Genomic DNA, 22,432 nt, shown 5'->3' with positions numbered 1-22,432 from the left:
ATATACACAGCGTCGGTAGTGAAAATAGGAGCGGTGAGTATATCACCGCGGTGTAGGGGAAGTCGTCTGATCATTGTGTTACAAATGGGTGATTAAATAGGGCATATTAGTGCTCACAGTTTGTCTGTTGCGTCGTACCAAATACGGTTTATCCACCACTCTTTCGTGCCCGTTTCGGTTTTTACAACAAACTCATCGTCTTCTTCTTTGCCAAGCAGTGCTCGCGCCATCGGAGAGTCGATAGAAATGTAATCCTTTCGGCCGAAAATTTCGTCGTAGCCCACGAGCCTAAGTTCCATCACCTTGCCCGCTTCGTTTTCAATTTCAACCCAGGCACCAAAGAAGACCTTACCCTCTTGCTGTGAATCGTAGTCCACAACCTTTAGGTTTTCCAAGCACTTGCGAAGATAGCGTACGCGGCGATCAATTTCCCGTAACTTCTTCTTATTGTACTGGTAGTCGGCATTCTCGCTTCTGTCACCAAGGCTCGCTGCCCAGGTTACCTTGCGAGTAATTTCAGGTCGTTCTTCACGCCACAAGAAATCCAGTTCTTGTTTAAGCTTTAAGTAGCCCTTTCGAGTGATAAGCGGTGTTTTCACAATGTCCTATAAATAATCCAGCTAATTACCCCTACTTTATGTGGGTAATAAGGCAAAACGCAATCTTTCTGTACGTCAAAAAGTGACAAAAGAGCCAGATTGAATAATTATTGAACATAAACCTTTCGTTTAGTGTCGTAGTATAAATAATAGTCAAACCATTAGGGGAAATGAATGCGTAACAGGATACCAATGTTGAACCGTCGAAGGTCGGGGAACGATTCGTTCCAAACCAGCGGTACTATCATCGGTTTTATGCTGTTTTTAAGTGGCGCGCTGTTATTGTTGTATGCCTTGCTTGATATCGTTGTTCGCTTAAATAGTATGCAAACCGTGATATATCTTATTTTAGGTTGTGCTATGTATAAGGTGGGTCAGTCTCTGTTAAATCATTTTGCTACGTTTAAGGTACACACAGAAAGACGGCGCGCCCCTCAGCGTTAAAACCTTTTGTTTTAAGCACCAAGTTTTAAGGCGAAATTGTTCCAAAAAGGCTTGGAATAGACCGTGAAATTTGGTCGATTTAGACTAAGCTTATTAGTGTAATTCGAGGCACCAAGCATATTGAATAACCCACTTTACTATTTGGGTACGCGCGTGGTGAAAACCCACTGGCTCGTAGGGAAAAGGTAAGCAAGGATCACGCTGACTCACTAAAACAAAAAAGCCGACGCTATGCGTCGGCTTTCTCTTTTTCTTAAAGCACTAACTTATTCCGTTGGCGCTTCTGCTTCAGGCTTAACCACTTCTAGCAACTCAACGTCAAAGATAAGCGTCGAGTTTGGCGTGATTGCGCCAGTAGAACGCGCACCATAAGCAAGTTCAGATGGGATATGGAAGCGATACTTTGCGCCTTCTTTCATCAATTGAACGCCTTCAGTCCAACCAGAAATAACGCGATTAAGTGGAAATTCTGCTGGCTCGCCACGCTTGTAAGATGAGTCGAACTCTGTGCCATCTAGCAAGGTGCCACGGTAGTGAACTTTAACCATGTCTGTCGCTTCTGGGCTTGCACCCTCGCCTTCTTCAAGTACTTCGTACTGAAGACCAGACTCGGTAGTTACCACACCTTCTTTCTTACCGTTTTCTTCTAGGTAAGCTAGGCCTGCTTCAATATTTTTTTCAGCGGCTTGTTCCGCCATTTCTTGCTGCTTAGCGCGAAGTACTTCTTCGCCTTGTTGAGCGATTTGCTGAATCTGCTCTGGCGTAAACTTAAGGGTGTCGTTTAGACCGTCTTTAAAGCCTTGTTGTAGCGCATCTTGGTCTAATGTTAAACCCAGTTGCTCTTGTTGTTCGGCACGGTTGCTAACGAACAAACCCATGCTTGCGCCCATGGCGTAAGCTTGCTTTTGCGTATCTGTCATTTCTTCTGCTGAAACAGAAGTTGTTTTTGCACTATCAGCGCTTGTAGAAGCGGCCTCATCAGATGTATTTGGCTGGCAAGCGAAAAGGCCTAGCGCAGCGATAGTAGATAAGGCAACGAGCGACTTCTGCATAAAAACGTCTCCATAAATTTTTATCATCATGCGTCTATGTCTATACTGCTGCATCCAAGGCAGTGTGCACGATAGTTAAAGATGCGTGATCCATGCTATGTTAAACCTAGCGTTTACAAAGCGAAACCCATTTGATTATGTTTAGGCCTCAAATGTTCCATAGAATAGCGTTACTCATCGTACTTATAGGTAATTCCATGGGATGCTCTGTCCCTGATACTACGCCAATACAGCAGTGGCGTCATGTAGAAGAAGGCGCCTATGCCGCAGATATTTCTACCGACGGCACGTTAGCGGTGGTTTCTGGCGTGAATAATGGGGTAAACGTATGGCGAATTGGACAAAGTGATCCCCTTTATCACTGGAGCCACCAAGGTGAAGGTGACAACCTGGTCATGTCAGTGCACATTAGCGCCGACAAAAGCTATGTTGTGACCGCTGACCGCGAGGCGTTTGCCTTATGGAGTCTGGAGACCGGCGAGCCTGAAGGTTTTTGGCGCATTGACGAGTCATCAATTAGAGATGTGGTGGTTACCAATAATGGTAACGGCATATTGGTGGCGCGCTCAAATGGCAAAGTTATGTACTTTGAACCTCGTACTTCGCGTCGACTAGAGTTTTTAGGGCATCAAGAAAAGGTTAACTCCATTGATATTTCCCCTAACGGTAAGTTCGCATTGACGGGGGGCAACGATTACATAGCGTATTTATGGAGCACTGACACTGGGCAAATAATTCATACATTCACCCACCCCACGCGAGTAACAAAAGTAGCGCTTGATGATGAAGGCCGCTTTGCTTTTACTGCGGACAGCCAGAGCAAGTCGCAAGTGTGGAATGTGCAAACCGGGCAGCCTGTGGCATCCCTCAAATATGCAGCGCGTCAGAAAATCTTCACAGACGTTGAGTTTTCCAAAGATGGTCAGTTTTTACTAACAGGCTCTCCCGCCAGAAAAGTATACCTGTGGGATTTGGAAACTGGCGAGCAAGTGCAATCCATTCAGGTTGCTTCACGAGAGTCAGTTTCACCACCAACCGCAGTTGTGTATGGCGTCGCCTTCCTCCCCAATGATAATATATTGTCCATAAGCAGTAGTGGCCTTGCCGAAGAATGGCAACGAGAGAGATAGAGAATTTACATGACAGAGAAAAGCGCTGAGCATTTACAACAGCAAATAGATAGCGCGAATAGCTATATCGAAGAGCTTCAAACTAAAGTTGCGTTTCAGGAGCACACCATTGAGGCGCTAAACGATGCGCTGTCTTCGCAACAAAAGCAGCTTGACGATTTAGCCTTTAAAGTACGCCATGTCGTTGACCGCGTTAAGTCTATCGAGCCGTCTAATATTGCTAAGCAGTCAGAAGAAACCCCGCCTCCGCATTACTAGAACAATTGAAGCGCACTAGTAATTGCAGCGCGGTATTTATTTGGAGCACGTCCATTGGCGATGACACTTATTGTGGGGCGCTCATCGTGGGGTGAGGCCTGTGAAGACATCAAAGGCGCTTCGTTGATGCGCAGTAGTGTTGAAAAAACATCACGCTAGTTCATCTTGTTATGAGTTAGGCGAAGTCTTCATTTAGCCAGGATATACATTTGAATTACACTTGCGCCCCGATGCAAAGGCTTCAGCAAAAAGAAGCCTTTTTTACTATTTAAGAGAGTGAGTTATGAGCGATTTTGATATGGATGCGTTTGATAGCATCGATTTTGACTCTGTTGAGCAGTCAGTAGCAGAGAAACAGGCTGAAAAAGACAAGCAAGAGAGTCAAGAGATTGAAGGTATGCGCGACGGCGCCAACGACTGTGGCGATAGCTGTACTATTTAAGCGCGCCCAGCGGCGAGGGCTCTTAATTTTCAGAGCCTTCCGGCGCTTTCAACTTATCCAGCTCGAGTCTATCCAACTCTATACTTTTCTCCACATCGCCGTTAAAAGCTTCGATAAATGCATTTTTTAAAATCGCGGTAAATGCCTCCCATGTTTGGGTGTCAGGGCTTGATAAATCGCCTTCAACAGGAATGCGTGTGGCAATTTGGTCTTCGCTTTGGTTTTCAAACAGTTCGGTGACAAACGCGGAAATGGCTTCGATACTGCCTTCAATAAAACCATCGCCGTCACGTTCAATGTCACCCTTCCAAGAAAATACCTCCACATTATGCAAAATGGGTTTGATATAGCCTTTTACTTTCCCTTCATTAGACGCCACTTCAGCCGCAAGTGTGAGGGTGCCGGCTTCCAGATCAAACGGTGCGTAGGTATCAAGCAGGTTCTTAAAGTTCACTAGTCCAACGTTGTCAGCTTGAATATCAACGTCAAATGTGGGGGCTGTTGTTGCGGGGTTGAGTTTAGCGTTTAAGGATATCGTGCCCTGCTGTGCCGTTTGTCCTTGCGCTTTGGCCGTTGCTACACGTGAGTCTGACAAGTTATCGCTATTCACCAAGTTATTCACTTCAAGCTGAATATCATGAAGCGCAATGTCGATAGCCGGAGAAGTATCGGGGTTGTGGAAAGCGACTTTTCCTTGGTTAATAGTTAGCTTGTCGATGCGTAACGGGAAGAGTTGGTCGGCGATAGATAACCAGTTTTCATCCTTACCAGACTGGCTTCTCTCCTCCGTGTTGCCGTCTACAAAATTAATCTCGGGGGAATTAACAATGACTTTTCCCACCGCTGCACCTTTGAAAAGCTGTGACCATGAAAGCGTAAACTCCACATAGTCAGCTTTAAATAGCGGTCTATCTACTTGCCCGTTCGCCTTATAAAGCAAAACATGTTCTAAACTGTATGCGCCGCGCCATAGCATTAAATCTACATCGCCCACGCGGCCGTTATATTCTTTTGACTGACTCAGCGTCGTGTTGATGTATGACGCTGCGGCGTAAGGCAAGTAAAGTCTTATGGCAATAAGCGTAAGCAACAAGGCTATAAGGACATAGCAGACACGTTTTTTAGCATGTTTCATATTTCACTCCTTTGCAAAGGAAATACAAAAATTATGCCTGAGCAACCTCTTTCGTTAGGTAACGAGGATACCCAGTGTTGGCGTGGCATGAAGAGACGTTTGCAAAAAGCCTGAGCACAGCGTTGTAAGGTGTTACACAGGCTTTAAGGTAAGATTTACTGAGACGTGGGTAGGAATGTTAGTGCGGTTTAAAGATGCCAATCACATTTTCGTTTGAGCGTGTGGCGGCACTCACCTTTTCATCAGTTTGCGCTTCATTGTATCCACACGCAACGCACTCCAACTTTTCTACGTTATTTTCAAAATATAACGAAATCGTATCTAGCTCTTGGCATTTGGGGCACGTAGCCCCTGCAACAAAGCGGCGTTTTACACGTTTTGACATACATACACCTTTGGAGAATTTCGCGATTATTATACCTTGAAATGGTAAGTGTTGATCAGCTTTTACCTTAAGTTTTTGATATTATACGCGCCCTAGTTTGTTCCATCACAGGTTACTCATGATAAAGCTTTCAAATGTATCGCTACTTCGCGGTCGCAAAATGTTGCTAGAAGAGGCGTCGGCGCAGGTTTTTCCAGGCCACAAAGTAGCGCTGATTGGCAGCAACGGCTGCGGAAAGTCCACGCTTTTTGCACTGCTGAGAAGTGAGTTAAGTGTCGATGCTGGCGACTGCAGCGTGCCGAATGACTGGCGAATTGTGAGCGTGGCACAGGAAACGCCAGCAACTGACCGGACTGCGATAGACTATGTGGTGGACGGTGACAAACATTTACGTAATCTACAGGCGCAATTAGATGCCGCTGAAAAAAGCGGCGACGGTGTAAAGATTGGCCAAATTCACGGGCAGCTCGAGCAAGCGGGAGCATACGACGTGGAAGCTCGCGCAGCGACCATTCTGTCGGGTCTTGGGTTTACCAATGTGCAATTAAGCGCACCAGTTAGCGATTTTTCAGGTGGTTGGCGAATGCGCCTAAACCTAGCTCAAGCGCTGCTTTGCCCTTCAGACTTACTGCTGCTTGATGAACCTACTAACCACTTAGACTTAGACGCCGTTATTTGGCTAGAGAAATGGCTTCAACGCTATGCGGGAACGCTGTTGCTGATTTCTCACGATAAAGCCTTTATCGACAACACGGTTGCGCAAATTATCAGTGTTGAACAACAGAAGCTTATCACCTACACCGGTAACTACTCGTCTTACGAAACCCAGCGCGCTGAACGTATTCGCTTGCAAAACATTGAATATGAAAAGCAGCAGCAAAAAGTAGCGCACCTCAATTCGTTTATTACCCGGTTTAAAGCTAAAGCGAGTAAAGCTAAGCAAGCGCAAAGTCGTATTAAGCAGTTGGAGAAAATGGAAACCTTGTTGCCAGCCCATATGGCAAGCCCATTTAGCTTTTCTTTTGCGCCGCCGTCGGCACTGCCAAACCCACTTGTGCAAATGGAAAAGATACAGCTGGGTTACGACGACCATATTGTGCTGCAACAGGTGAAACTCAATTTAGTACCTGGCAGCAGAATAGGTCTTCTAGGTAGAAACGGACAGGGTAAGTCTACGCTAATCAAACTATTGGCGGGTGTGCATGCGCCAAAGCAAGGTATATTTAATACGGCTAAAGGCCTTAAGATTGGTTACTTTGCTCAGCATCAGTTAGAAACATTAGATGCTAACGCTACTCCGCTTCTTCATTTGCAGCGCATTGACGAAAAAGCCACCGAGCAGCAACTTCGCGACTATCTGGGCGGATTTGGATTTAATGGCGATGAAGCGTTAGCGCCCGTGGCACCTATGTCGGGCGGTGAAAAGGCGCGCTTAGTATTGGCGTTAATTGTTTATCAGAAGCCTAACTTATTGCTGCTGGATGAGCCTACCAACCACTTAGATTTGGAAATGCGCCATGCGCTAAATATCGCGCTTCAAGGTTTTGAGGGAGCCATGGTACTGGTCTCGCACGACCGCTTCTTACTCTCCTCGGTATGTGAAGATTTCTATTTGGTAGACAGTGGCGAAGTTGAACCATTTAAAGGCGACTTGGACGACTATCGCGACTGGATTTTAAAACAGCAGGCAGCGGAAAAAGCCAAGGCCAATAGCGACGCCAAAAACGAAGAGCAACAAGAGACTGGCGCGCAGAGTAAGCCGGAACGCAAATTAGATCGTAAAGAAGAAAAACGCCGTGAAGCCGAGTTTAGGCAAAGGGTTGCGCCACTTAAAAAAGCCATTGAAAAACACGAAAAAGCCATGGAAAAATGTGGTGCTGCTTTGGCTGAGGTGGAAGCGTCACTTGCCGATACTTCGCTTTACAGCGAAGACAAAAAGGCGCAGCTTATGGGCCTACTCGACAAGCAAACTCAGCTTAAGCAACAGCTTGAAGAAGAAGAGATGGCATGGCTAGATGCCCAAGAGCAAATTGAGCTAAAACGAGAAGAGTATGACAATGCCAACGCCTAATATCGAAAACCGCGCGTTTTGGGAGTATAGCGTTTCTCGCTATACCAAAGGTGATATGGCTCCTCTTGCGCTTTTACTACAAGACAACCACAAGGTTAATGTAAACGTTCTCTTGCTGATTTGCTGGTGTTTAGAGAATAATGTCATCATTAATTTGCCACAGCTTAAGGCAGTGATTGCGGCATCAAGTGCGACCGAAGAAAAGTTACAGTATCACCGTGCAAGGCGAAAGGCTGCGAGCCCCGAAAAAGGCGGAGACCAAGCAGAATATGACGCACTCAAAGCACAAGAGCTAGAGCTTGAAAGACAGCAGCAGCACGATATTGTTGCGTCGTTCAATGAGCAGCCAGTCACGCATCTGGGTCAAGGGCAATCTGTATCGTCTAACGTATTTAACGCGTCTATCGCAGCGTTTATAAATGCATACGGACTGCGAGACAACAACGAGGCGCGCCAACTAGTGAGCCTAGTGGTTAATCAACTATCGTAAAAACACAATAAGAAAACAAAATGAGTAAATCAGCGCTATCGCATGGAAAGATAATAAAAAGCAGCTTTAAGGTGCCAGGGTGGGCGAAGAACCGTCATGTGCAAACCATATGGCCGCGTTTTATTCAAAAGCGGTTGCCTTTGTCTTACGACATGGAGCGTCTCACATTACCCGATGACGACTTCGTCGATGTGGCGTGGGGGCCAAAACCGCAGGAAACATCGGGTATCGTGGTGATGTTTCATGGTTTAGAAGGCAGCATTAAGTCGCATTACGCGAACGATATGATGGCGCAACTGTCTGTGAATGGTTGGCAGGTGGTGATGATGCACTATCGCGGCTGTAGCGGCGTGCCAAATTTAAAAGCGCGGGCGTATCACAGTGGAGAAACAGAAGACCCCAGCTTTTTCTTAGAGTGGCTTCACGATAAATTTCCACGAATTCCTAAAGTGGCCATCGGCTTTTCCCTTGGCGGCAATATGCTATTGAAACTGTTGGGCGAAAACCCTGCGCAAAAGTGGCTTAAGGCAGCGATTGCCATTTCTTCACCTCTTAAACTTTCTGAATGCGCTAAATCAATTAACCAGGGTTTTTCTCGTGTATATCAAAAGTATTTACTTACTAGCATGAAGGATACGCTGCGTAAGAAAATGGAGTACATCGATTATCGCAAGCTTATACAGCTAACAAAAACTGATGTGGAAGAGATCACCAGCTTTACCCAATTCGACGAGAAGATCACAGCGCCGCTTCACGGCTTTGCAGACGCTCAAGACTACTATGAAAAGTGTAGTGCGTATCACTTTTTAAGCGCGATCCACTGTCCTACACTGGTATTACATAGCATTGATGACCCCTTTATGAATCACTTAATTGTGCCTAAGGAAGAAGAGCTTGCGCGCAACGTTACCGTGGAGCTAAGTGAACGAGGCGGTCACGTTGGGTTCATGCAAGGTTCTATATTAAATCCTAAAGTATGGCTGCACGAACGGGTGAAACGTTTTGTAAGTGAAGCCTTACCTGTAAATACTACGTGTCGTTATGTCAGCCGCTAATGTTGATGTTCTAATAATTTACCCAAACGCTTTTTATCAGGAGTGTGAATGATAATCCCCATTGATGCGCTAGAAGCCGATACGCTTTATAGCTTGGCTGAGTCTTTTGTTCTGCGAGAGGGCACGGACTACGGCGCTGAAGAAGTTGCGCTAGATGTGAAAGTGCAGCAAGTGTTAAACAGACTCAAGTCGGGTGAGGCGGTGCTGGTCTATTCAGAGCTTCATGAAAGTGTAGATATCAAAAGAAAAGAAGATATTGAGCCAAGCGAAGCTGAAGAACAATAGACACAAAAAAGCCGGGTCGAGCAACCCGGCTACCTACCTGAGGAGAGGAAGGCTTAAAACGCGTAACGTGCAGTTACCTGCATAATGTCTAAATCATCAATGATTCTGTAGTTTGCACCCACAGCCCATTGTGGCGTGATGTAATAGTTGGCGCCTACTCTAAATGTCGCTTCACCATCGTCTACATCGTAGTAGCCAACTTCACCCGCCAGCTCTACCTGCTCTGTGATCATCGAGCGAAGGCCAGCATTAATGCTGTAACCTGTTTCGTCGTTTACGTCACCGTCGATACGCTCTAAGTTGGCACCAAAATACGCGTCTGTTGTCGCGTTAACCGGTAAACGGTAACCCGCACCTAGTGTCAGCATATCAAAGTCAAAGTTGCCCTCTTCAAAGAAGCTATACTCGCCGTTTAGGTACCAGTTGCTGTTTAATAGGTATTTACCGTTAACGGTTAAACCGTCTGGTTCAAAAGACTCATTGTCGTCAAAGTCCATTTTGGTGTAACCACCTTCTACGTAACGCCAGTCAGGCTTGTCGGCCATAGCTGTAAGAGGAAGTGTTGCCGCAGTTAGTGCTGCTGCAATAAGTGTGAATGATTTACGCATGTGATAACTCCTTAGTATGTTCAGTAACCCACCTTGTTCACCGCAAACGTTTTCGTTGTTTAAACACGTTCTGGGTACTCTATAAAGCTCTAACCTTTTCATAATGGTTCTAGTCTTTACACAATGGCTCTAGACAGTTTGCAAAACGTGTTGCAAGTCAGTGCTTTACGACACAATGCAAAAGGCTACTTGGTTGATGAACACAAAGCCGTACTTGCCTTCATGCCATCTTTGTTATTTCCGTTAAGAAATAGTGTCCGATTTATTTATCAACATGATGAATAGCAAAGCGTTTGCCAACTTCGTACTAAATCACTATTTTGATATGTCTTAATTTATCTATGTAGCTAATATTTATAGATAAAATACGTCTGGCTTTTTAGAGGCTACACATTTGAAATGTTCAAAATCAAAGTTTGATGTATTCCTAGTAAAACGTTGGCACATAAAACTGTCTCTAAAAAACAACAGTTATCCTTTTGTCTAACTCATCGGACATTTTTACAAGCCAGTGTTTTCCAATAATCCACAATGTGTGTGTTTGTAAGCCATTGTAAATTATGAAAAATATAAAAAATAACGGCGACTATTTCGTGTTGGAACAGCTTTTGCTCAAGTCTCTGTGTGTTATCCAACATTCACTTTAGCCCTTCGGCAAGGAATTCGGTTTTTCACGATATTAGTGGATAAAGAAAGGAAGAGAGCGCCTTTCTCGCGTGGCTTCAATCAATACCGTTTTTGTAAAAGACGCTTTTCAGTAAGTAAGGCGTGTAACGAGTTGTTGATGGTCATCTGGATAACCATTGTTTTCATAAGGAGAGGACAAATGGCTAAGCCAGTTTCGATTTTCGGTAAAGATTTACAAACGAATGTGCGTCAGCGCAATAAGCTGTCACACCTTCTTTTAGCGATGAGCAGTGTCATCGCATTATTTGCGTTTCATCAAGCCGGTGCAGTTGAGGTTAACAACGATAATCAGCCTCAAAAAGCATCGCCGGTTCTTCAGTCAATTATTGATGCTGCACGCCAGTCAGCGACAGAGAGCTACGAGCAGGACGATCACGGGTTAAACAGCAAGCTTAAAGAAATTGACTACACCACGTATCGTTCAATTCGCTTCAAGCCCGAGCAGAGTCTTTGGCATGGCGAGAATGACTACGAACTGCAGTTTTTTCACCCGGGTTTTTTATATGAATACCCTGTCACTATCCACACTATTGGTGAAAGCAATAAGCCTGAACGCCTAGCGTTCAACAGTGACATGTTCAACTACGACGGGTCTGCGTCGGGGTTAGCTGGGCTAACGGACGAAAAGTCAGGGTTTGCTGGATTTCGCGTTCACTACCCTATCAAGAACGAAGAGTACAAAGACGAATTTGCTGTATTTTTGGGGGCATCGTACTTCCGTCTTGTAGGTAAAAATCAAGTGTACGGTATCTCTGCACGAGGTCTTGCGATTGATACGGCGCTAGCCAAAGGCGAAGAGTTCCCTCACTTCACTGAGTTCTGGGTCATAGAACCGAGTGAGGGTAAGCCGATTACTGTTTATGCGCGTCTTGAAAGCCCTTCTGTAGCGGGCGCGTACAAATTTGTTATACAGCCTGATATTGATACCAGCGTTAAGGTAGAGAGTTGGTTATTTGCCAGAGATGACGTGAGCAAGCTAGGCATTGCACCGTTTACCAGTATGTTCTTGTATGGCGAGAACACAGAAAAGCGCCATGACGACTATCGTCCAGAGGTGCATGATAGTGACGGTGTACTCATGGTAACTCACGCTGGTGAAGAAATTTGGCGCCCGCTGACGAATCCTGCACGCCTTCAAGTCACGTCACTTAGCGACGCAAACCCTAAAGGATTCGGCATGCTTCAACGCGACGGCGAATGGGATAATTACCTCGACGCAGAGGCCAATTACCATATACGCCCAGGGCTATGGGTGACGCCAGAAGCTGGTTTTGAGAAAGGCCGATTAGAAGTCGTCGAAATTCCGACTAAATCCGAAATACACGACAATATTGTGGCTTTTTGGACGCCTGAAAAGCCATTCAATTCGGGCGAATCACTGTATTTCGCTTACGAGCTTAAAACCGTAGAACAAAATCCGTTTGTCAGTGAACTGGCCTCAGTAGTACGTACCCGCCAAGGCAAGGCTGTGTTGCCGGGTGACGAGTTTAAAAACGACAGTCTAAATACGACACGACAGTTCAGCGTGGACTTTAGCGCGCCTTCTGCCGTTGCTTTTGATGACGAGTCGATGAAGCTGGTGGTACAGGGTACTAACGGCACGATTTCTCAGCAGCGACTTTACCCCGTAGCTGACGGACAAGAGTGGCGAGCCACCTTTTTTGTTAAGCCGAAAGAGAAGCAGACGGTAGATATGCGCGCTTACATTGAGAAAGACGGTAAACGTGTGAGTGAGGCTTGGAATTATGTCTACCAACCAAAATAATCGCGCTTGCGCAGCGGTATCGGACGAGGCTAAAGCCGTGCCTCAGGTTAAAAGTGATGGCACTGCACGTGCTTCACATTTCATCTTAAAAGGAGAGCATATGCGTTTGTTTATCATGGCAATGCTAGTTATTCCAAGCACGGCACTGGCCGGTTGGAGTTTATACGAGATCTTTTTACCTAACGGCCTTACCAACCTAGAGATTGCACAGTTGGGGTTGGGGCTAACCCTGTTCGCCTGGTTGTGTATGGCGTTTTGGACAGGCATTATCGGTTTCTTTTTGCAGCTTTTTAACATTGACCCGCTAAGCTTGCGCAGAAATCAACCTCAGCCTGATGCTACTGCGCCATTAACGCAAAAGCACGCCGTGGTTATGCCGGTTTATAACGAAGACACCCGCCGTATTATGGTGGGGTTTGAAGCTTGTATTCGCGAATTAATGGAAAGTGACAACAGTTCTAAATTCGACTTTTTCATGCTTAGCGACACCCGTGATATGGAAAAAGCGGATGCAGAGCTACGTGCCTTTACCCGTTTGAAAAAGCGTTTAGGTGCCTTCTCTAGTCAAGTGTTTTATCGTCGTCGCGAACAAAACCTGCACAGAAAAGTGGGCAACCTTAAAGAGTTTTGTGAACGCTGGGGTGCAAATTACGAGTCAATGATTGTATTAGATGCCGACAGCGTAATGACTGGAGAGCGCATGCAAGACTTGGCGCGTCGTATTGAGCAAAACCCTGATACGGCGTTAGTACAGACCATTCCAATGCCGGTACGTCAAAACACCTTCTTTGGTCGTTTTGTGCAGTTTGCTGCTCACCTTTACAGCCCAATGTTGGCGACAGGTCTATCGTATTGGCAAACAGACAGTGCAAACTATTGGGGGCACAATGCCATTATTCGTATTGCACCATTTATGCAGCACTGCGGGCTACCTACCCTTGAAGGGCGCGCGCCTTTTGGCGGTGAAATTTTAAGTCATGACTTTGTTGAGGCTGCTCTACTGCGCCGTGCTGGCTGGCAGGCCTACTTGCTTACCGACACCACGGGCAGCTATGAAGAAGTGCCAAGTAACATTGTTGACTACGCAATTCGCGACCGTCGCTGGGTGCAGGGCAACATACAGCATTTAGGGTTATTGAACGTTAAAGGTCTTAAAATGGCAAACCGCCTGCACTTCTTATTTGGTGCGTTTGCGTACATCTCTTCACTCATACTATTTTGCATGTTGTCGCTAGGTACAGCAGATGCGTTAATTCGCGCCACGTCAGTGCCAGAGTTCTTCGTGTCTGAATACCAGCTTTTCCCTAGTTGGCAGGTAGCGCGCCAAGACATGATGATGGTAACCATGTGGGGTACGGCGGCGTTACTATTCTTGCCTAAACTTCTCGGTATTACCTTAGCTTTAATAAAACGTCGCGGCGAATTTGGTGGCGCGTGGTCTTTGCTTAAAGGGGCAGCAATTGAATTAACTATGGCCGTGCTTATTGCGCCGCTAATGATGTTCTATCACAGTTATTTTGTGATTAGCGTTTTTGTTGGCCACTCTGTTAAATGGGAAGCGCAAGAGCGCGAAGGACGCAAAGTGCCATGGAAAGTTGCAATTAAACACACGCAAATTATGAGCTGTTTAGCGGTAGCGTGGGGCGTAACGACCTTCTATTTTACCCCGTCGCTATTTATGTGGTTGTTACCTGTATTGGTAGGCATGGTGTTAGCGGCGCCGGTTATCCGCTTAACAAGCAGCGATAAACTAGGCATAGCCATGCGTAAGTGGGGCGTGTTTGTCATTGACCAGGAAGTGAGTGAGTGTAAAGCACTTAAGCGTTTACGCGTTGCAATGGGGTATTTCGCTATATCACAGCACAAGGCAGAAGTACCTGCGCTTCCTGATAACGTGTGGCAGAGCATGCCAGAGCAAGTACTAAGTCAAAAGCCATTGCCTATGCGCCACAGGCTTCCTAACAGCGCATAATGGACTCAAAGTAGATATCAAAACAAAAAAACCGCACATGTGTGCGGTTTTTTATTGCGTTTAGTCACGTGCCACCTAGCTTTTTATCGATAGACGGCGGCAATAACAATGTTTTATTGAGTAAACGTAACTGAAAACGTTACGGGTACTGTTGTTGTTATGCTCTTAAGCCCTGCAATTTTTTGAAGTGCAGCTACGCCTTCAGCAAGTCCAAAAGACTCTGCTTTAATTAACGTTGGTGACGTGGTTGATACGGTAAGCGTATCGTCGTCTACTTTACTTGCTTTAACAGAAAATGACGTAGGAACGGCTTTTCCGTGCAACATCAAAATACCGTCTACCTTCCCGTTAACAACTTGGCCCGATTTCAGGTTCATCATTGACTCAGGCAAGTTGGCCTCAAATGTAGCTTGTGCAAACTTGGTCACGTTGAACAGCATCTCTTGCATTCGCTTGTTGCGAATATCAATGGCTGTATTCACTGACGATAAGTCAACCGCCACGTTAAGTTTGCCACCGTCAGACAGCGTACCATCAAAGCTATCAAACTTATGTACTTCGGTGACTTGTGCATTCTTCGTCGATAAGAAGTGTAGTGCACTTGTTTCGCCGTCTATTGACCAATCGGCTGCGGCGGGAAATGCTAGCCCACATGCGAGCAATGCTGCAGACAACGTGCGAATACGTGTAGTCATCATAGGTTACTCCTTTTACTTTTTGGTTCCATCTGGCTTGATTTAACCACTACCAGAGTAATGTGGCCCAGCAACATTACTACGCTATTATACGTAGGTTAACACGCTGCGCTAAGTAAATTATTACGCGCTAGTGCTGATGTGGGTTTACGAAGTCATCATACTGGACTACATCTTGCCATGGCACCCTTTGATCGCCCATTACCACAAAATCTGGGTTCTCTAGCGAATGACGCTGATTGTAGGTAAGAGGTTCGAAGTTAGCGGCGGCAATACTCCCACCCGCTTCAGAGACAATGCATTGCGATGCGCCAGTGTCCCATTCGCCGGTAATACCGATGCGCATAAACACATCAGCTTTTCCTTCGGCAATAAAGCAGGCTTTCAGGGAACAGCTTCCCAATGGAAGCGTTTGGTATACGCGCTTAGCGCACATTCTGCTGAGCACTTTTTCTCTCGACTGACGACGGCTTATTGCAATCATCACCACACTATTTTTAGGGTCGTCTAGCTTACGTACGCTTATTGGGTGCTCGCCATCAGGTGATGACTTAAACGCGCCTTTGCCTTTCTGGGCGTAATATAACGACTGCCCTGGCGGCCAAAAGATAACGCCTATTGTCGGCTCATTATTCTCTATTAGCGCAATGTTTACTGCGAAATCACCGCTTCTAGCAATGAATTCTTGGGTTCCGTCGATGGGATCGATTAACCAGTATCGAGGCCAATGCTTTCGCTCTTCTAAACTTGCGTGTTTGTTTTCCTCTGAGAGGATTGGGATATCAGGCGTTGCGGCTTGTAAGCGCTTGTTGATGATATCATTTGCCAAATAATCTGCGCTGGTAACGGGAGACTCATCGTCTTTTTGATAAGCGTCAAACTCCCCTTTATCGTATACTTCTAATACGGCTTCACCGGCTTCGATGGCAATTTCTTTCGCAAGTTCTAGTAGGTCGGCATGGGCGTCATCGGGCATTGTTTATTGTTCCTTAAACCACTTTTGAGCTAAAAACAGCGCGGCTATACAGCGTGCTTCTACAAAGTCTTCTCGTGCAAGTAAAGCATCTGCTTCATCTAAAGGCCAGTGAATCACCTCAAGAGGCTCAGGTTCGTCGCCTTCAAGTTGCTTTGGATACAAGTCTCGAGCCAAAACAATGGTCATATTGGCGTTAAAGAAAGTGGGCGCCATGCTGACCTTATGAAGCTCCACAAGATCATTGGCCGCGAAGCCTGCCTCTTCTTGTAGTTCGCGATTAGCAGCTTCAATGGCAGTTTCGCCAGGGTCTATTAAACCTTTTGGGAAGCCTAGTTGATACGAATGTGTGCCGGCTGCATATTCGCGAATTAACACCATGGTGTTTTCATCAAGCATAGGCACTATCATTACCGCGCCCCTGTTTCCGCCAGCCATCCGCTCGAATTCACGGGTGGCGCCGTTCGAAAACTCAAGGTCTAAGCGTTCTACCCTAAAGAGTTTGCTTTGCGCAACGATTTCACGAGAATGAATTTGTGGTAACGGTTTGTTCGGATCAATTTTTGGCATGTCTATCGCTACAACTTTGTTATCATACTTGTATACAATTTCTTAGCTTACTTCATTATAAGGAAAATCGCTTGCCCTTTCTGCCCTGGAATGAAATAGAAACTGTACTGTTAGACATGGACGGCACTTTGCTGGACCTTCATTACGACAACCAGTTCTGGCTACATCATTTGCCTAAACGATTAGCACAAATAAGAGGAATTTCAGAGGCGCAGAGTCAACGTGAAATGACTGCGCGATATGAGTCAGTATTCGGGCAAATTCAATGGTATTGCTTAGATTACTGGGCTGAATCTCTTGAAATGGACTTAGAAAATGAGTTTATGCCTCTGAAGCGTGAGCTGGCACATTTGCTCGCCCTTCGTGACGATACCATTCCGTTCCTTGATGCGCTTCATGACTCAGGCAGGAAGGTGGTATTAGTGACCAATGCGCACCCAAACAGTTTGGCGCTAAAGATAGAGCATACCCAGCTCGACGCACATATCGACAACCTCATCTCTACCCATGAGTTCGGCGTAACCAAAGAGTCTCAGCTGCTATGGGAAAGATTACAGGCACGGGTAAAGTTCGATGCCCATCGCACTTTATTTGTCGATGACTCACTGCCAATTCTAAATGCGGCAAAGACATACGGTATTAAACATTTACTTGCTGTCGATAACCCTGATAGTACCTTGCCAAATCGCAATATTAGTGAGTTTCCAGCGGTGCGCGATTACCGTTTAATGCTAGAAGATATTAAGCAGAACCCTGTTGGGACTGTTTCGAAAGGACGTTTTTAAAGGACGAAAGCACATGGTTTCTGACACAATTTACGTAGGGTCGCTGAATCCGGTAAAAATTAATGCTGCGCTCAATACACTCTCTGACACACTAGAGCACGATTTCGACGCTCAGGGTATGGCTGTACCAAGCGGCGTGCCTGACCAGCCAATGAATGAAGATGAAACGCGCTTGGGCGCCATTAATCGCGTGAAGGCCATGCTTGCTCATCATCAAGGTGGTCTCACAGATGCGTGGTATGTGGCAATTGAAGGTGGTGTGGATGTATTTGAAGATGGTCCTGCTACCTTTGCCTATGTGGCGATATACCATGAAGGTCACTGGTCGGTAACGCGAAGTGCAAGCTTGCCTCTTCCTGTGAGTGTCTATCAGGCACTACAGCGTGGAGAAGAACTTGGGCCAGTTATGGACAAGCTCTTTGATACAGTAAACATAAAGCAAAAAGGGGGGGCTATTGGTTTGCTTACTCTTAATCACGCCTCGCGACAAAGTGTTTATGAAGTGGCGTTAACGCTTGCTATGGCAAAGTTCCATTTCCCTGACTTATACACGGACTAGTGTTGAACCTCTTGTGCTGTACAACAAGGCGCATTACACCGTTAATCAAACAGAGTGCCGCAAGGGTATCCTTACTTAGGAAAAATGATAAGGCGATCGCAACGGTCGCCCTGAAATCTTTACTGCGATAGGTAATCTTTTCTGGATCCTTTCTGACACTATCCATTACTTAGACTTCAAGTTACTTCTATATTATTGAAAATAGGTTAAAAAATATTTTTTGACACCTTGGCTTTTTAGTTGCACTTCCTTCAGACCAAACGGAATAAGGAGAGTGACAATGAGTGAGACAATCAATACCTACAACCCTGCTACAGGTGAAAAGATCGATCATTATCATTTGATGTCAGCCGAGGACGCCGAGCAAGCAGTTACCCGTTCACAAGAAGCCTATTTGAACTGGCGCCGTACGTCATTTGAGACCCGCGCAGATTTATTTAATAACCTTGCAAACCTGATGGAAGAGCGAATTGACGATCTCGCCAGCCTGATGACACGGGAAATGGGTAAGGTTACCGCGCAAGGAAAGCAAGAAGTGCAGCTATGCGCTGAAATATGCCGCTATACGGCCGAACACGGCGCTTCAATTTTGGAAGACGAACACCGCATTTTCGAAGGTGGTCGAGCAATCATTACGTACCAGCCCATTGGCGTTATTCTTGGCATCCAACCGTGGAATTTTCCGTTGTACCAAGTTATTCGTTACAGCGCCTCAAACATAATGGCGGGTAACACCACGGTACTGAAACATGCTAAAAACGTGTTTGGTATGGCGCAAGCCATTCAGCAAATGTACGAAGATGCTGGCTTTCCTAAAAATGTTTACCAGTCGCTGCTAATTGATGGCAGCACGGCAAGTGACTTAATCAAGCACAAATACGTTCGCGGCGTTACTTTTACCGGGAGTGACGAAGTAGGTAAAGAAGTGGCTAAGGAAGCTGCAAGCTTGTCTAAGAAAACCGTAATGGAGCTTGGAAGTAACGACGCCTTTTTGGTGTTAGAGGATGCTGACATCGACCATGCTGTAGAAATGTGTATCCAAGGACGCGTTATTAATAACGGTGAAACCTGTGTGGCGGCTAAACGCTTTGTTATTGTGGATAGCGTCTATGAAGAATTCCGAGACAAATTTGTGGCGCAGTGTAAAAAGCTAAAAGTTGGCGACCCCACAAACGAAAACACGGATTTGGGCCCAATGGCGAGAGAAGACTTGCGCGATGAACTTCATGAGCAAGTGAAAAAGTCGCTAGAAAACGGCGCTACGCTATCACTGGGTGGAGAAATTCCAGACTCTGATGGTTATTTCTACCCAATTACGGTGCTGGAAGATGTATCGCCAGGTATGCCCGCTTATGATGATGAGCTATTTGGACCAGTTGCTTCGCTCATTCGCGTGCGCGACGATAAGCAAGCCATGGAAGTAGCAAATGATTCACGTTATGGCTTGGGCGGCGGTATCTTCAGTACAGATACCGACAAAGCAATAGCATTGGCGAAAGATGAATTTGATACCGGTATGGTTAATATCAATGGGTACTCTTTGGCGCAACCAAACTTACCTTTTGGTGGTGTGAAAGACAGCGGTTACGGTCGTGAGCACGGAGGTTATGGTATGCGGGAATTCGTCAATATCAAAACTATCATGGTCGCTGAGAAATCGGCCGAGTAGTGCACTTCGGTAAGAAGCAATGAGAAGAAAGGCGAACTTCAGGGTTCGCCTTTTTTGTTTTGCCGTACTCCCTATTCATTAAGGTAGTCGCAAAGTAAAGCCCATGTAATCGAAAACAGTCAGGCGAAAAAACAGTGCACAGTCAACCAGGCTGAATAGTTTCGTCCGGGCAAACGGTCTTTTAATCAAATATCTGTGTATTAATGAGTAGGGAATAACATAAGGCGATCGTTATGACGGTTATAAATGAACGGTTAAGTAATGCAAGATCAGGCATTGGGCTTACAAGGCAGGACAAACAGCGCGGTAGAAAACAAAGTGCGTTTTTTTGCGCTATGACAACCACTGCTATTCTATCGTTCTCGGCTTTAGCGCAGCCGTTGTTTCAACCATCAACTACATCAGACGATGCCGGCCTAAGCACCAGTCCTATGGGTTGCCATAACGTTTCAGTGCAAATATTAGGGTCGGGTGGACCTGAATTGGATGACGGCAGAACATCTAGTGCCTATGTGGTTTGGGTAAATGGCAGCGCCCGCGTGTTGGTAGATGCTGGAAGCGGAAGCAGCGTTCAGTTTGGCGCTGCGGGGGCGACGTTTGAATCGTTAGAAGTTATCTTGCTTTCCCACTTACACACCGATCACTCCGCCGATTTGCCAAGCTATGTGAAAGGTGGGTATTTCACCGATCGCGAGAAAGATTTAATAATAATGGGGCCAGAGGGCAACGACATTATGCCGTCCACAAACGCCTATGTGTCGTCGTTAATAGGGAAAAACGGCGCGTTTAAGTATCTATCTTCTTACACCATAGAAGGCCAAGATGACTATACGATATCCACAAAAAGCATCGGGGTCACAACCTTTGAACAACCGTTTAAACGCAATGTAAACGATAGCGTCAGTGTTGAGGCAATGACGGTGAACCACGGGCCTATCCCAGCATTAGCGTGGAAGGTCAAGGCCAATGGCTGCGAGGCGGTATTTTCAGGCGATACCAATAATAAACAAGGAAACCTTGCTCGTTTTGCTAAAAACGCGGACCTTTTGGTGCTGCACAACGCCATTGGTGATGACGCGGGTCAGGTTGCTAAGAACTTGCATATGACGCCGACTCAGATTATCGACATTGCCGCGCAGTCAAACGCTAAGCAAATAGTGTTGTCTCATATTATGAAACGTAGCGAACCGGGTCTTGATGCACTTACTGAGGCGATTACTGTTGTAGCTGAAGGTCGAGTATATGCCGCTGAAGATTTAATGAACATTACCCTGTCTGAACAGGAGTAAAATAAGCGTAAACCGTCTGCGATACACGGTTTACGCTTTTATAGAGGTTCTCTAACTATTATTGAGGGGCAAAAGGCAGCGGAATAGGCGTACCGTTTACACTGGCTTCGCCATCTTTAAGTGTTAGCTTTGTCTCGTAACCTTTCTCGGTTTCTTTTATTAAGCCTTGTTGAGCGAAGGTACTTAGCATCATAGGTGTCTGTTGTTCTACAGCTGCTTGAAGCTCTTCAGCCGTCATATTTTGTGCTTGTGGCGTCGCCATTAGTTGGCCCATCATATAGCCAGATGCCATACTCTGTGCAAGCGCTTTATCGGCGGTGATTTGTGCATCAGCCAGCAAATGCGTGACCCAATAAGCGGCGTCTTCCAACGTACCGGGAAGTGCATCTATACCCACTAATTTCGTGTTTGCGTAAGCGTTAAACGACCCTTCAGGCAACGTTGCTTTCAGCTTCGTTATATTAATCTCAGGCTCAGCTTTAAGCTGTGTTAGCAAGTTAGCTTCAATAAACTCCATCATTTTGGCTGGCACTTCTTCAGAAGGCACTAATAATGAATTGTTGCTAAATTCTTGATAGGCCTTAATGAAGTCGATATCTAAGTTATTGATGGCAACGCCTAATACCATGTCTGTAGCATCAAGCTCAGGGCCCACAGCTTTGTCGACAGCGTATTCTACGTAGACATTGGCGGTGTTATTGTCTTCGTCAATCTTGACGTCAGTAGCAAAAGCTAGGTTCTCAATCTTAACTGTCGCACCTGGCTCAATGTTGGAAATTTCTATGCTTTCAATACGCGCCTTGCCAGTAGATTCAAATAAGTCACCTTTGAACGCCGCTACCATATCGCCATCATAGCTCATATCCATAGACAGATTTTTCATCTCTAAGGAAAATTCATCTGCGCTTATGCTTAGCGATTCACCCGACGACGTATACAAAGTTTTGTCACCATCAGGCTCAGCTTCACCCGCATAACCAGAGAAAAGTAGCGTGAACCCCTCTTCTTCGGCCGTCGCGCTAAGCGCTGGAATAACATCTGCGTAGCTTAGTCCACCAAACAAACCAACCACGCCTTCGTTGCGATAAATTGGCTGTTGGCCATCCCACTGAACGTATTCTCTTAACTCATCTCCATCAATAGAGACCGTATAGTGAACGCGGCCTAATCCTAAGCCATCGCCAAAGTACACCGGTCCGTGATGAGCTACTAGCGTAGCGGTAATGCTAGGGTTTTCTTCCATTGGTATATCAGTGGAGTCAACATTCTGTGCACTAATTAGCGCTTGAAAATCGACAGCAAGCTTGATTTCTGCTGTTGTCGAAAACCAGCCTTTGTCATACGAAAGTACCTCGGCAGAATAAACGGCTTGTTGGTTAATTTCGTTTACGGCGGCGCTAACATTTTCGTGAACGCTAGTGCCAATAAAATAAGGGGCAACGCCAAGTGCAACCAAAGTTACGCCCGCGCCAGCTAGAAGAGGTTTGTTCATGATTACAATCCTTTGTTAAAAA

23 protein-coding genes are annotated in these 22,432 nt (G+C 45.9%); 14 read left to right on the top strand and 9 right to left on the bottom strand.

What is annotated here, in order from left to right; genetic code table 11:
* Positions 1-113: 113 nt before the first annotated feature.
* Positions 114-599 carry a transcription elongation factor GreB gene (gene greB / locus AC0J2X_RS11695; RefSeq protein ID WP_014951337.1) on the bottom strand — a complete coding sequence of 162 codons (486 nt, stop codon included), beginning with the start codon at positions 597-599 and terminating at the stop codon, positions 114-116.
* 192 nt (positions 600-791) lie between these two features.
* On the opposite strand from greB, the gene AC0J2X_RS11690 reads away from it, so the two are divergent.
* Complete coding sequence (locus tag AC0J2X_RS11690; RefSeq protein WP_472996056.1) at positions 792-1,043, top strand: hypothetical protein; 252 nt, start codon at positions 792-794, stop codon at positions 1,041-1,043.
* Positions 1,044-1,309: 266 nt separating this feature from the next.
* Here AC0J2X_RS11690 and fkpA read toward each other — a convergent pair whose 3' ends face one another.
* Positions 1,310-2,095, bottom strand: a complete 786-nt coding sequence (gene fkpA / locus AC0J2X_RS11685) for an FKBP-type peptidyl-prolyl cis-trans isomerase (protein WP_014951335.1) — start codon at positions 2,093-2,095, stop codon at positions 1,310-1,312.
* Positions 2,096-2,292: 197 nt separating this feature from the next.
* Between fkpA and AC0J2X_RS11680 the strand changes: the two genes are divergently transcribed.
* From AC0J2X_RS11680 to AC0J2X_RS11670, 3 genes are all read left to right on the top strand, one after another.
* Positions 2,293-3,225, top strand: coding sequence for a WD40 repeat domain-containing protein (locus tag AC0J2X_RS11680; protein WP_080986360.1), 933 nt, complete (start codon positions 2,293-2,295; stop codon positions 3,223-3,225).
* Between the two features lie 9 nt (positions 3,226-3,234).
* Positions 3,235-3,483, top strand: a complete 249-nt coding sequence (locus tag AC0J2X_RS11675; protein WP_156079025.1) for a SlyX family protein — start codon at positions 3,235-3,237, stop codon at positions 3,481-3,483.
* 283 nt (positions 3,484-3,766) lie between these two features.
* Positions 3,767-3,925 carry a hypothetical protein gene (locus AC0J2X_RS11670; protein WP_012520154.1) on the top strand — a complete coding sequence of 53 codons (159 nt, stop codon included), beginning with the start codon at positions 3,767-3,769 and terminating at the stop codon, positions 3,923-3,925.
* A gap of 22 nt (positions 3,926-3,947) precedes the next feature.
* On the opposite strand, the gene AC0J2X_RS11665 is transcribed toward AC0J2X_RS11670, so the two are convergent.
* Together AC0J2X_RS11665 and AC0J2X_RS11660 are read right to left on the bottom strand one after the other, a co-directional pair.
* Positions 3,948-5,060 (bottom strand): DUF748 domain-containing protein, encoded by a 1,113-nt coding sequence (locus tag AC0J2X_RS11665; RefSeq protein WP_039235742.1) that lies wholly within the window; start codon positions 5,058-5,060, stop codon positions 3,948-3,950.
* A 178-nt stretch (positions 5,061-5,238) separates the two neighbouring features.
* A complete protein-coding gene (locus AC0J2X_RS11660; protein ID WP_012520152.1) occupies positions 5,239-5,445 on the bottom strand; it encodes a YheV family putative zinc ribbon protein in 207 nt (68 codons plus the stop codon).
* A gap of 118 nt (positions 5,446-5,563) precedes the next feature.
* Between AC0J2X_RS11660 and AC0J2X_RS11655 the strand changes: the two genes are divergently transcribed.
* From AC0J2X_RS11655 to AC0J2X_RS11640, 4 genes are read left to right on the top strand one after another with little or no spacing between them, the layout of a single operon-like run.
* The gene (locus tag AC0J2X_RS11655; protein WP_014977788.1) at positions 5,564-7,516 is read left to right on the top strand and encodes an ATP-binding cassette domain-containing protein; all 1,953 of its coding nucleotides are present in this window, start codon (positions 5,564-5,566) and stop codon (positions 7,514-7,516) included.
* Positions 7,497-8,006 carry a TIGR02444 family protein gene (locus tag AC0J2X_RS11650; RefSeq protein ID WP_014977787.1) on the top strand — a complete coding sequence of 170 codons (510 nt, stop codon included), beginning with the start codon at positions 7,497-7,499 and terminating at the stop codon, positions 8,004-8,006. The genes AC0J2X_RS11655 and AC0J2X_RS11650 overlap by 20 nt, the downstream gene beginning before the upstream one ends.
* Positions 8,007-8,026: 20 nt before the next feature.
* A complete protein-coding gene (locus AC0J2X_RS11645; RefSeq protein ID WP_014951329.1) occupies positions 8,027-9,061 on the top strand; it encodes a hydrolase in 1,035 nt (344 codons plus the stop codon).
* A 48-nt stretch (positions 9,062-9,109) separates the two neighbouring features.
* On the top strand, positions 9,110-9,346 hold the full coding sequence (locus AC0J2X_RS11640) for a YheU family protein (protein ID WP_014951328.1): 237 nt from the start codon (positions 9,110-9,112) through the stop codon (positions 9,344-9,346).
* A gap of 53 nt (positions 9,347-9,399) precedes the next feature.
* On the opposite strand, the gene AC0J2X_RS11635 is transcribed toward AC0J2X_RS11640, so the two are convergent.
* Positions 9,400-9,954 (bottom strand): outer membrane beta-barrel protein, encoded by a 555-nt coding sequence (locus AC0J2X_RS11635; RefSeq protein ID WP_014977785.1) that lies wholly within the window; start codon positions 9,952-9,954, stop codon positions 9,400-9,402.
* Between the two features lie 826 nt (positions 9,955-10,780).
* Here AC0J2X_RS11635 and AC0J2X_RS11630 point away from each other — a divergent pair.
* Entirely contained in the window at positions 10,781-12,406 is a 1,626-nt protein-coding gene (locus AC0J2X_RS11630) for an OpgD/OpgG family glucan biosynthesis protein (RefSeq protein WP_069945204.1), read from the top strand.
* Positions 12,387-14,378 carry a glucans biosynthesis glucosyltransferase MdoH gene (gene mdoH, locus AC0J2X_RS11625; RefSeq protein ID WP_069945203.1) on the top strand — a complete coding sequence of 664 codons (1,992 nt, stop codon included), beginning with the start codon at positions 12,387-12,389 and terminating at the stop codon, positions 14,376-14,378. The genes AC0J2X_RS11630 and mdoH overlap by 20 nt, the downstream gene beginning before the upstream one ends.
* A gap of 113 nt (positions 14,379-14,491) precedes the next feature.
* On the opposite strand, the gene AC0J2X_RS11620 is transcribed toward mdoH, so the two are convergent.
* The 3 genes from AC0J2X_RS11620 to nudE form a co-directional block, all read right to left on the bottom strand.
* Entirely contained in the window at positions 14,492-15,076 is a 585-nt protein-coding gene (locus AC0J2X_RS11620; protein WP_039228733.1) for a YceI family protein, read from the bottom strand.
* Positions 15,077-15,203: 127 nt separating this feature from the next.
* Positions 15,204-16,049: a 3'(2'),5'-bisphosphate nucleotidase CysQ gene (gene cysQ, locus AC0J2X_RS11615; protein WP_061486826.1), complete on the bottom strand. Its 846-nt coding sequence runs from the start codon at positions 16,047-16,049 to the stop codon at positions 15,204-15,206.
* A gap of 3 nt (positions 16,050-16,052) precedes the next feature.
* The gene (nudE, locus tag AC0J2X_RS11610) at positions 16,053-16,616 is read right to left on the bottom strand and encodes an ADP compounds hydrolase NudE (protein WP_014951322.1); all 564 of its coding nucleotides are present in this window, start codon (positions 16,614-16,616) and stop codon (positions 16,053-16,055) included.
* 71 nt (positions 16,617-16,687) lie between these two features.
* Between nudE and yrfG the strand changes: the two genes are divergently transcribed.
* The 4 genes from yrfG (at position 16,688) to AC0J2X_RS11590 (ending at position 20,918) form a co-directional block, all read left to right on the top strand.
* Positions 16,688-17,401 (top strand): GMP/IMP nucleotidase, encoded by a 714-nt coding sequence (gene yrfG / locus AC0J2X_RS11605; RefSeq protein WP_069945202.1) that lies wholly within the window; start codon positions 16,688-16,690, stop codon positions 17,399-17,401.
* A 13-nt stretch (positions 17,402-17,414) separates the two neighbouring features.
* Positions 17,415-17,960, top strand: a complete 546-nt coding sequence (yjjX, locus tag AC0J2X_RS11600; protein WP_014951320.1) for an inosine/xanthosine triphosphatase — start codon at positions 17,415-17,417, stop codon at positions 17,958-17,960.
* A 280-nt stretch (positions 17,961-18,240) separates the two neighbouring features.
* A complete protein-coding gene (locus tag AC0J2X_RS11595) occupies positions 18,241-19,629 on the top strand; it encodes an NAD-dependent succinate-semialdehyde dehydrogenase (protein WP_014951319.1) in 1,389 nt (462 codons plus the stop codon).
* Between the two features lie 233 nt (positions 19,630-19,862).
* Positions 19,863-20,918: an MBL fold metallo-hydrolase gene (locus AC0J2X_RS11590; RefSeq protein WP_069945201.1), complete on the top strand. Its 1,056-nt coding sequence runs from the start codon at positions 19,863-19,865 to the stop codon at positions 20,916-20,918.
* A gap of 58 nt (positions 20,919-20,976) precedes the next feature.
* Here AC0J2X_RS11590 and AC0J2X_RS11585 read toward each other — a convergent pair whose 3' ends face one another.
* Positions 20,977-22,410 (bottom strand): YdgA family protein, encoded by a 1,434-nt coding sequence (locus AC0J2X_RS11585; RefSeq protein ID WP_039228728.1) that lies wholly within the window; start codon positions 22,408-22,410, stop codon positions 20,977-20,979.
* Positions 22,411-22,432: the final 22 nt, after the last annotated feature.

The sequence above is a fragment of the Alteromonas sp. R7 genome (assembly GCF_055755235.1).
This window is presented reverse-complemented; position numbering and strand designations above follow the sequence as displayed.

Bases quoted from the DNA above. Each gene is read 5' to 3' on its own strand.
- AC0J2X_RS11690 (WP_472996056.1), top strand. From the start codon at position 792: ATGTTGAACCGTCGAAGGTCGGGGAACGATTCGTTCCAAACCAGCGGT.
- fkpA (WP_014951335.1), bottom strand. From the start codon at position 2,095: ATGCAGAAGTCGCTCGTTGCCTTATCTACTATCGCTGCGCTAGGCCTT.
- AC0J2X_RS11680 (WP_080986360.1), top strand. From the start codon at position 2,293: ATGGGATGCTCTGTCCCTGATACTACGCCAATACAGCAGTGGCGTCAT.
- AC0J2X_RS11675 (WP_156079025.1), top strand. From the start codon at position 3,235: ATGACAGAGAAAAGCGCTGAGCATTTACAACAGCAAATAGATAGCGCG.
- AC0J2X_RS11670 (WP_012520154.1), top strand. From the start codon at position 3,767: ATGAGCGATTTTGATATGGATGCGTTTGATAGCATCGATTTTGACTCT.
- AC0J2X_RS11665 (WP_039235742.1), bottom strand. From the start codon at position 5,060: ATGAAACATGCTAAAAAACGTGTCTGCTATGTCCTTATAGCCTTGTTG.
- AC0J2X_RS11660 (WP_012520152.1), bottom strand. From the start codon at position 5,445: ATGTCAAAACGTGTAAAACGCCGCTTTGTTGCAGGGGCTACGTGCCCC.
- AC0J2X_RS11655 (WP_014977788.1), top strand. From the start codon at position 5,564: ATGATAAAGCTTTCAAATGTATCGCTACTTCGCGGTCGCAAAATGTTG.
- AC0J2X_RS11650 (WP_014977787.1), top strand. From the start codon at position 7,497: ATGACAATGCCAACGCCTAATATCGAAAACCGCGCGTTTTGGGAGTAT.
- AC0J2X_RS11645 (WP_014951329.1), top strand. From the start codon at position 8,027: ATGAGTAAATCAGCGCTATCGCATGGAAAGATAATAAAAAGCAGCTTT.
- AC0J2X_RS11640 (WP_014951328.1), top strand. From the start codon at position 9,110: ATGATAATCCCCATTGATGCGCTAGAAGCCGATACGCTTTATAGCTTG.
- AC0J2X_RS11635 (WP_014977785.1), bottom strand. From the start codon at position 9,954: ATGCGTAAATCATTCACACTTATTGCAGCAGCACTAACTGCGGCAACA.
- AC0J2X_RS11630 (WP_069945204.1), top strand. From the start codon at position 10,781: ATGGCTAAGCCAGTTTCGATTTTCGGTAAAGATTTACAAACGAATGTG.
- mdoH (WP_069945203.1), top strand. From the start codon at position 12,387: ATGTCTACCAACCAAAATAATCGCGCTTGCGCAGCGGTATCGGACGAG.
- AC0J2X_RS11620 (WP_039228733.1), bottom strand. From the start codon at position 15,076: ATGATGACTACACGTATTCGCACGTTGTCTGCAGCATTGCTCGCATGT.
- cysQ (WP_061486826.1), bottom strand. From the start codon at position 16,049: ATGCCCGATGACGCCCATGCCGACCTACTAGAACTTGCGAAAGAAATT.
- nudE (WP_014951322.1), bottom strand. From the start codon at position 16,616: ATGCCAAAAATTGATCCGAACAAACCGTTACCACAAATTCATTCTCGT.
- yjjX (WP_014951320.1), top strand. From the start codon at position 17,415: ATGGTTTCTGACACAATTTACGTAGGGTCGCTGAATCCGGTAAAAATT.
- AC0J2X_RS11595 (WP_014951319.1), top strand. From the start codon at position 18,241: ATGAGTGAGACAATCAATACCTACAACCCTGCTACAGGTGAAAAGATC.
- AC0J2X_RS11590 (WP_069945201.1), top strand. From the start codon at position 19,863: ATGACGGTTATAAATGAACGGTTAAGTAATGCAAGATCAGGCATTGGG.
- AC0J2X_RS11585 (WP_039228728.1), bottom strand. From the start codon at position 22,410: ATGAACAAACCTCTTCTAGCTGGCGCGGGCGTAACTTTGGTTGCACTT.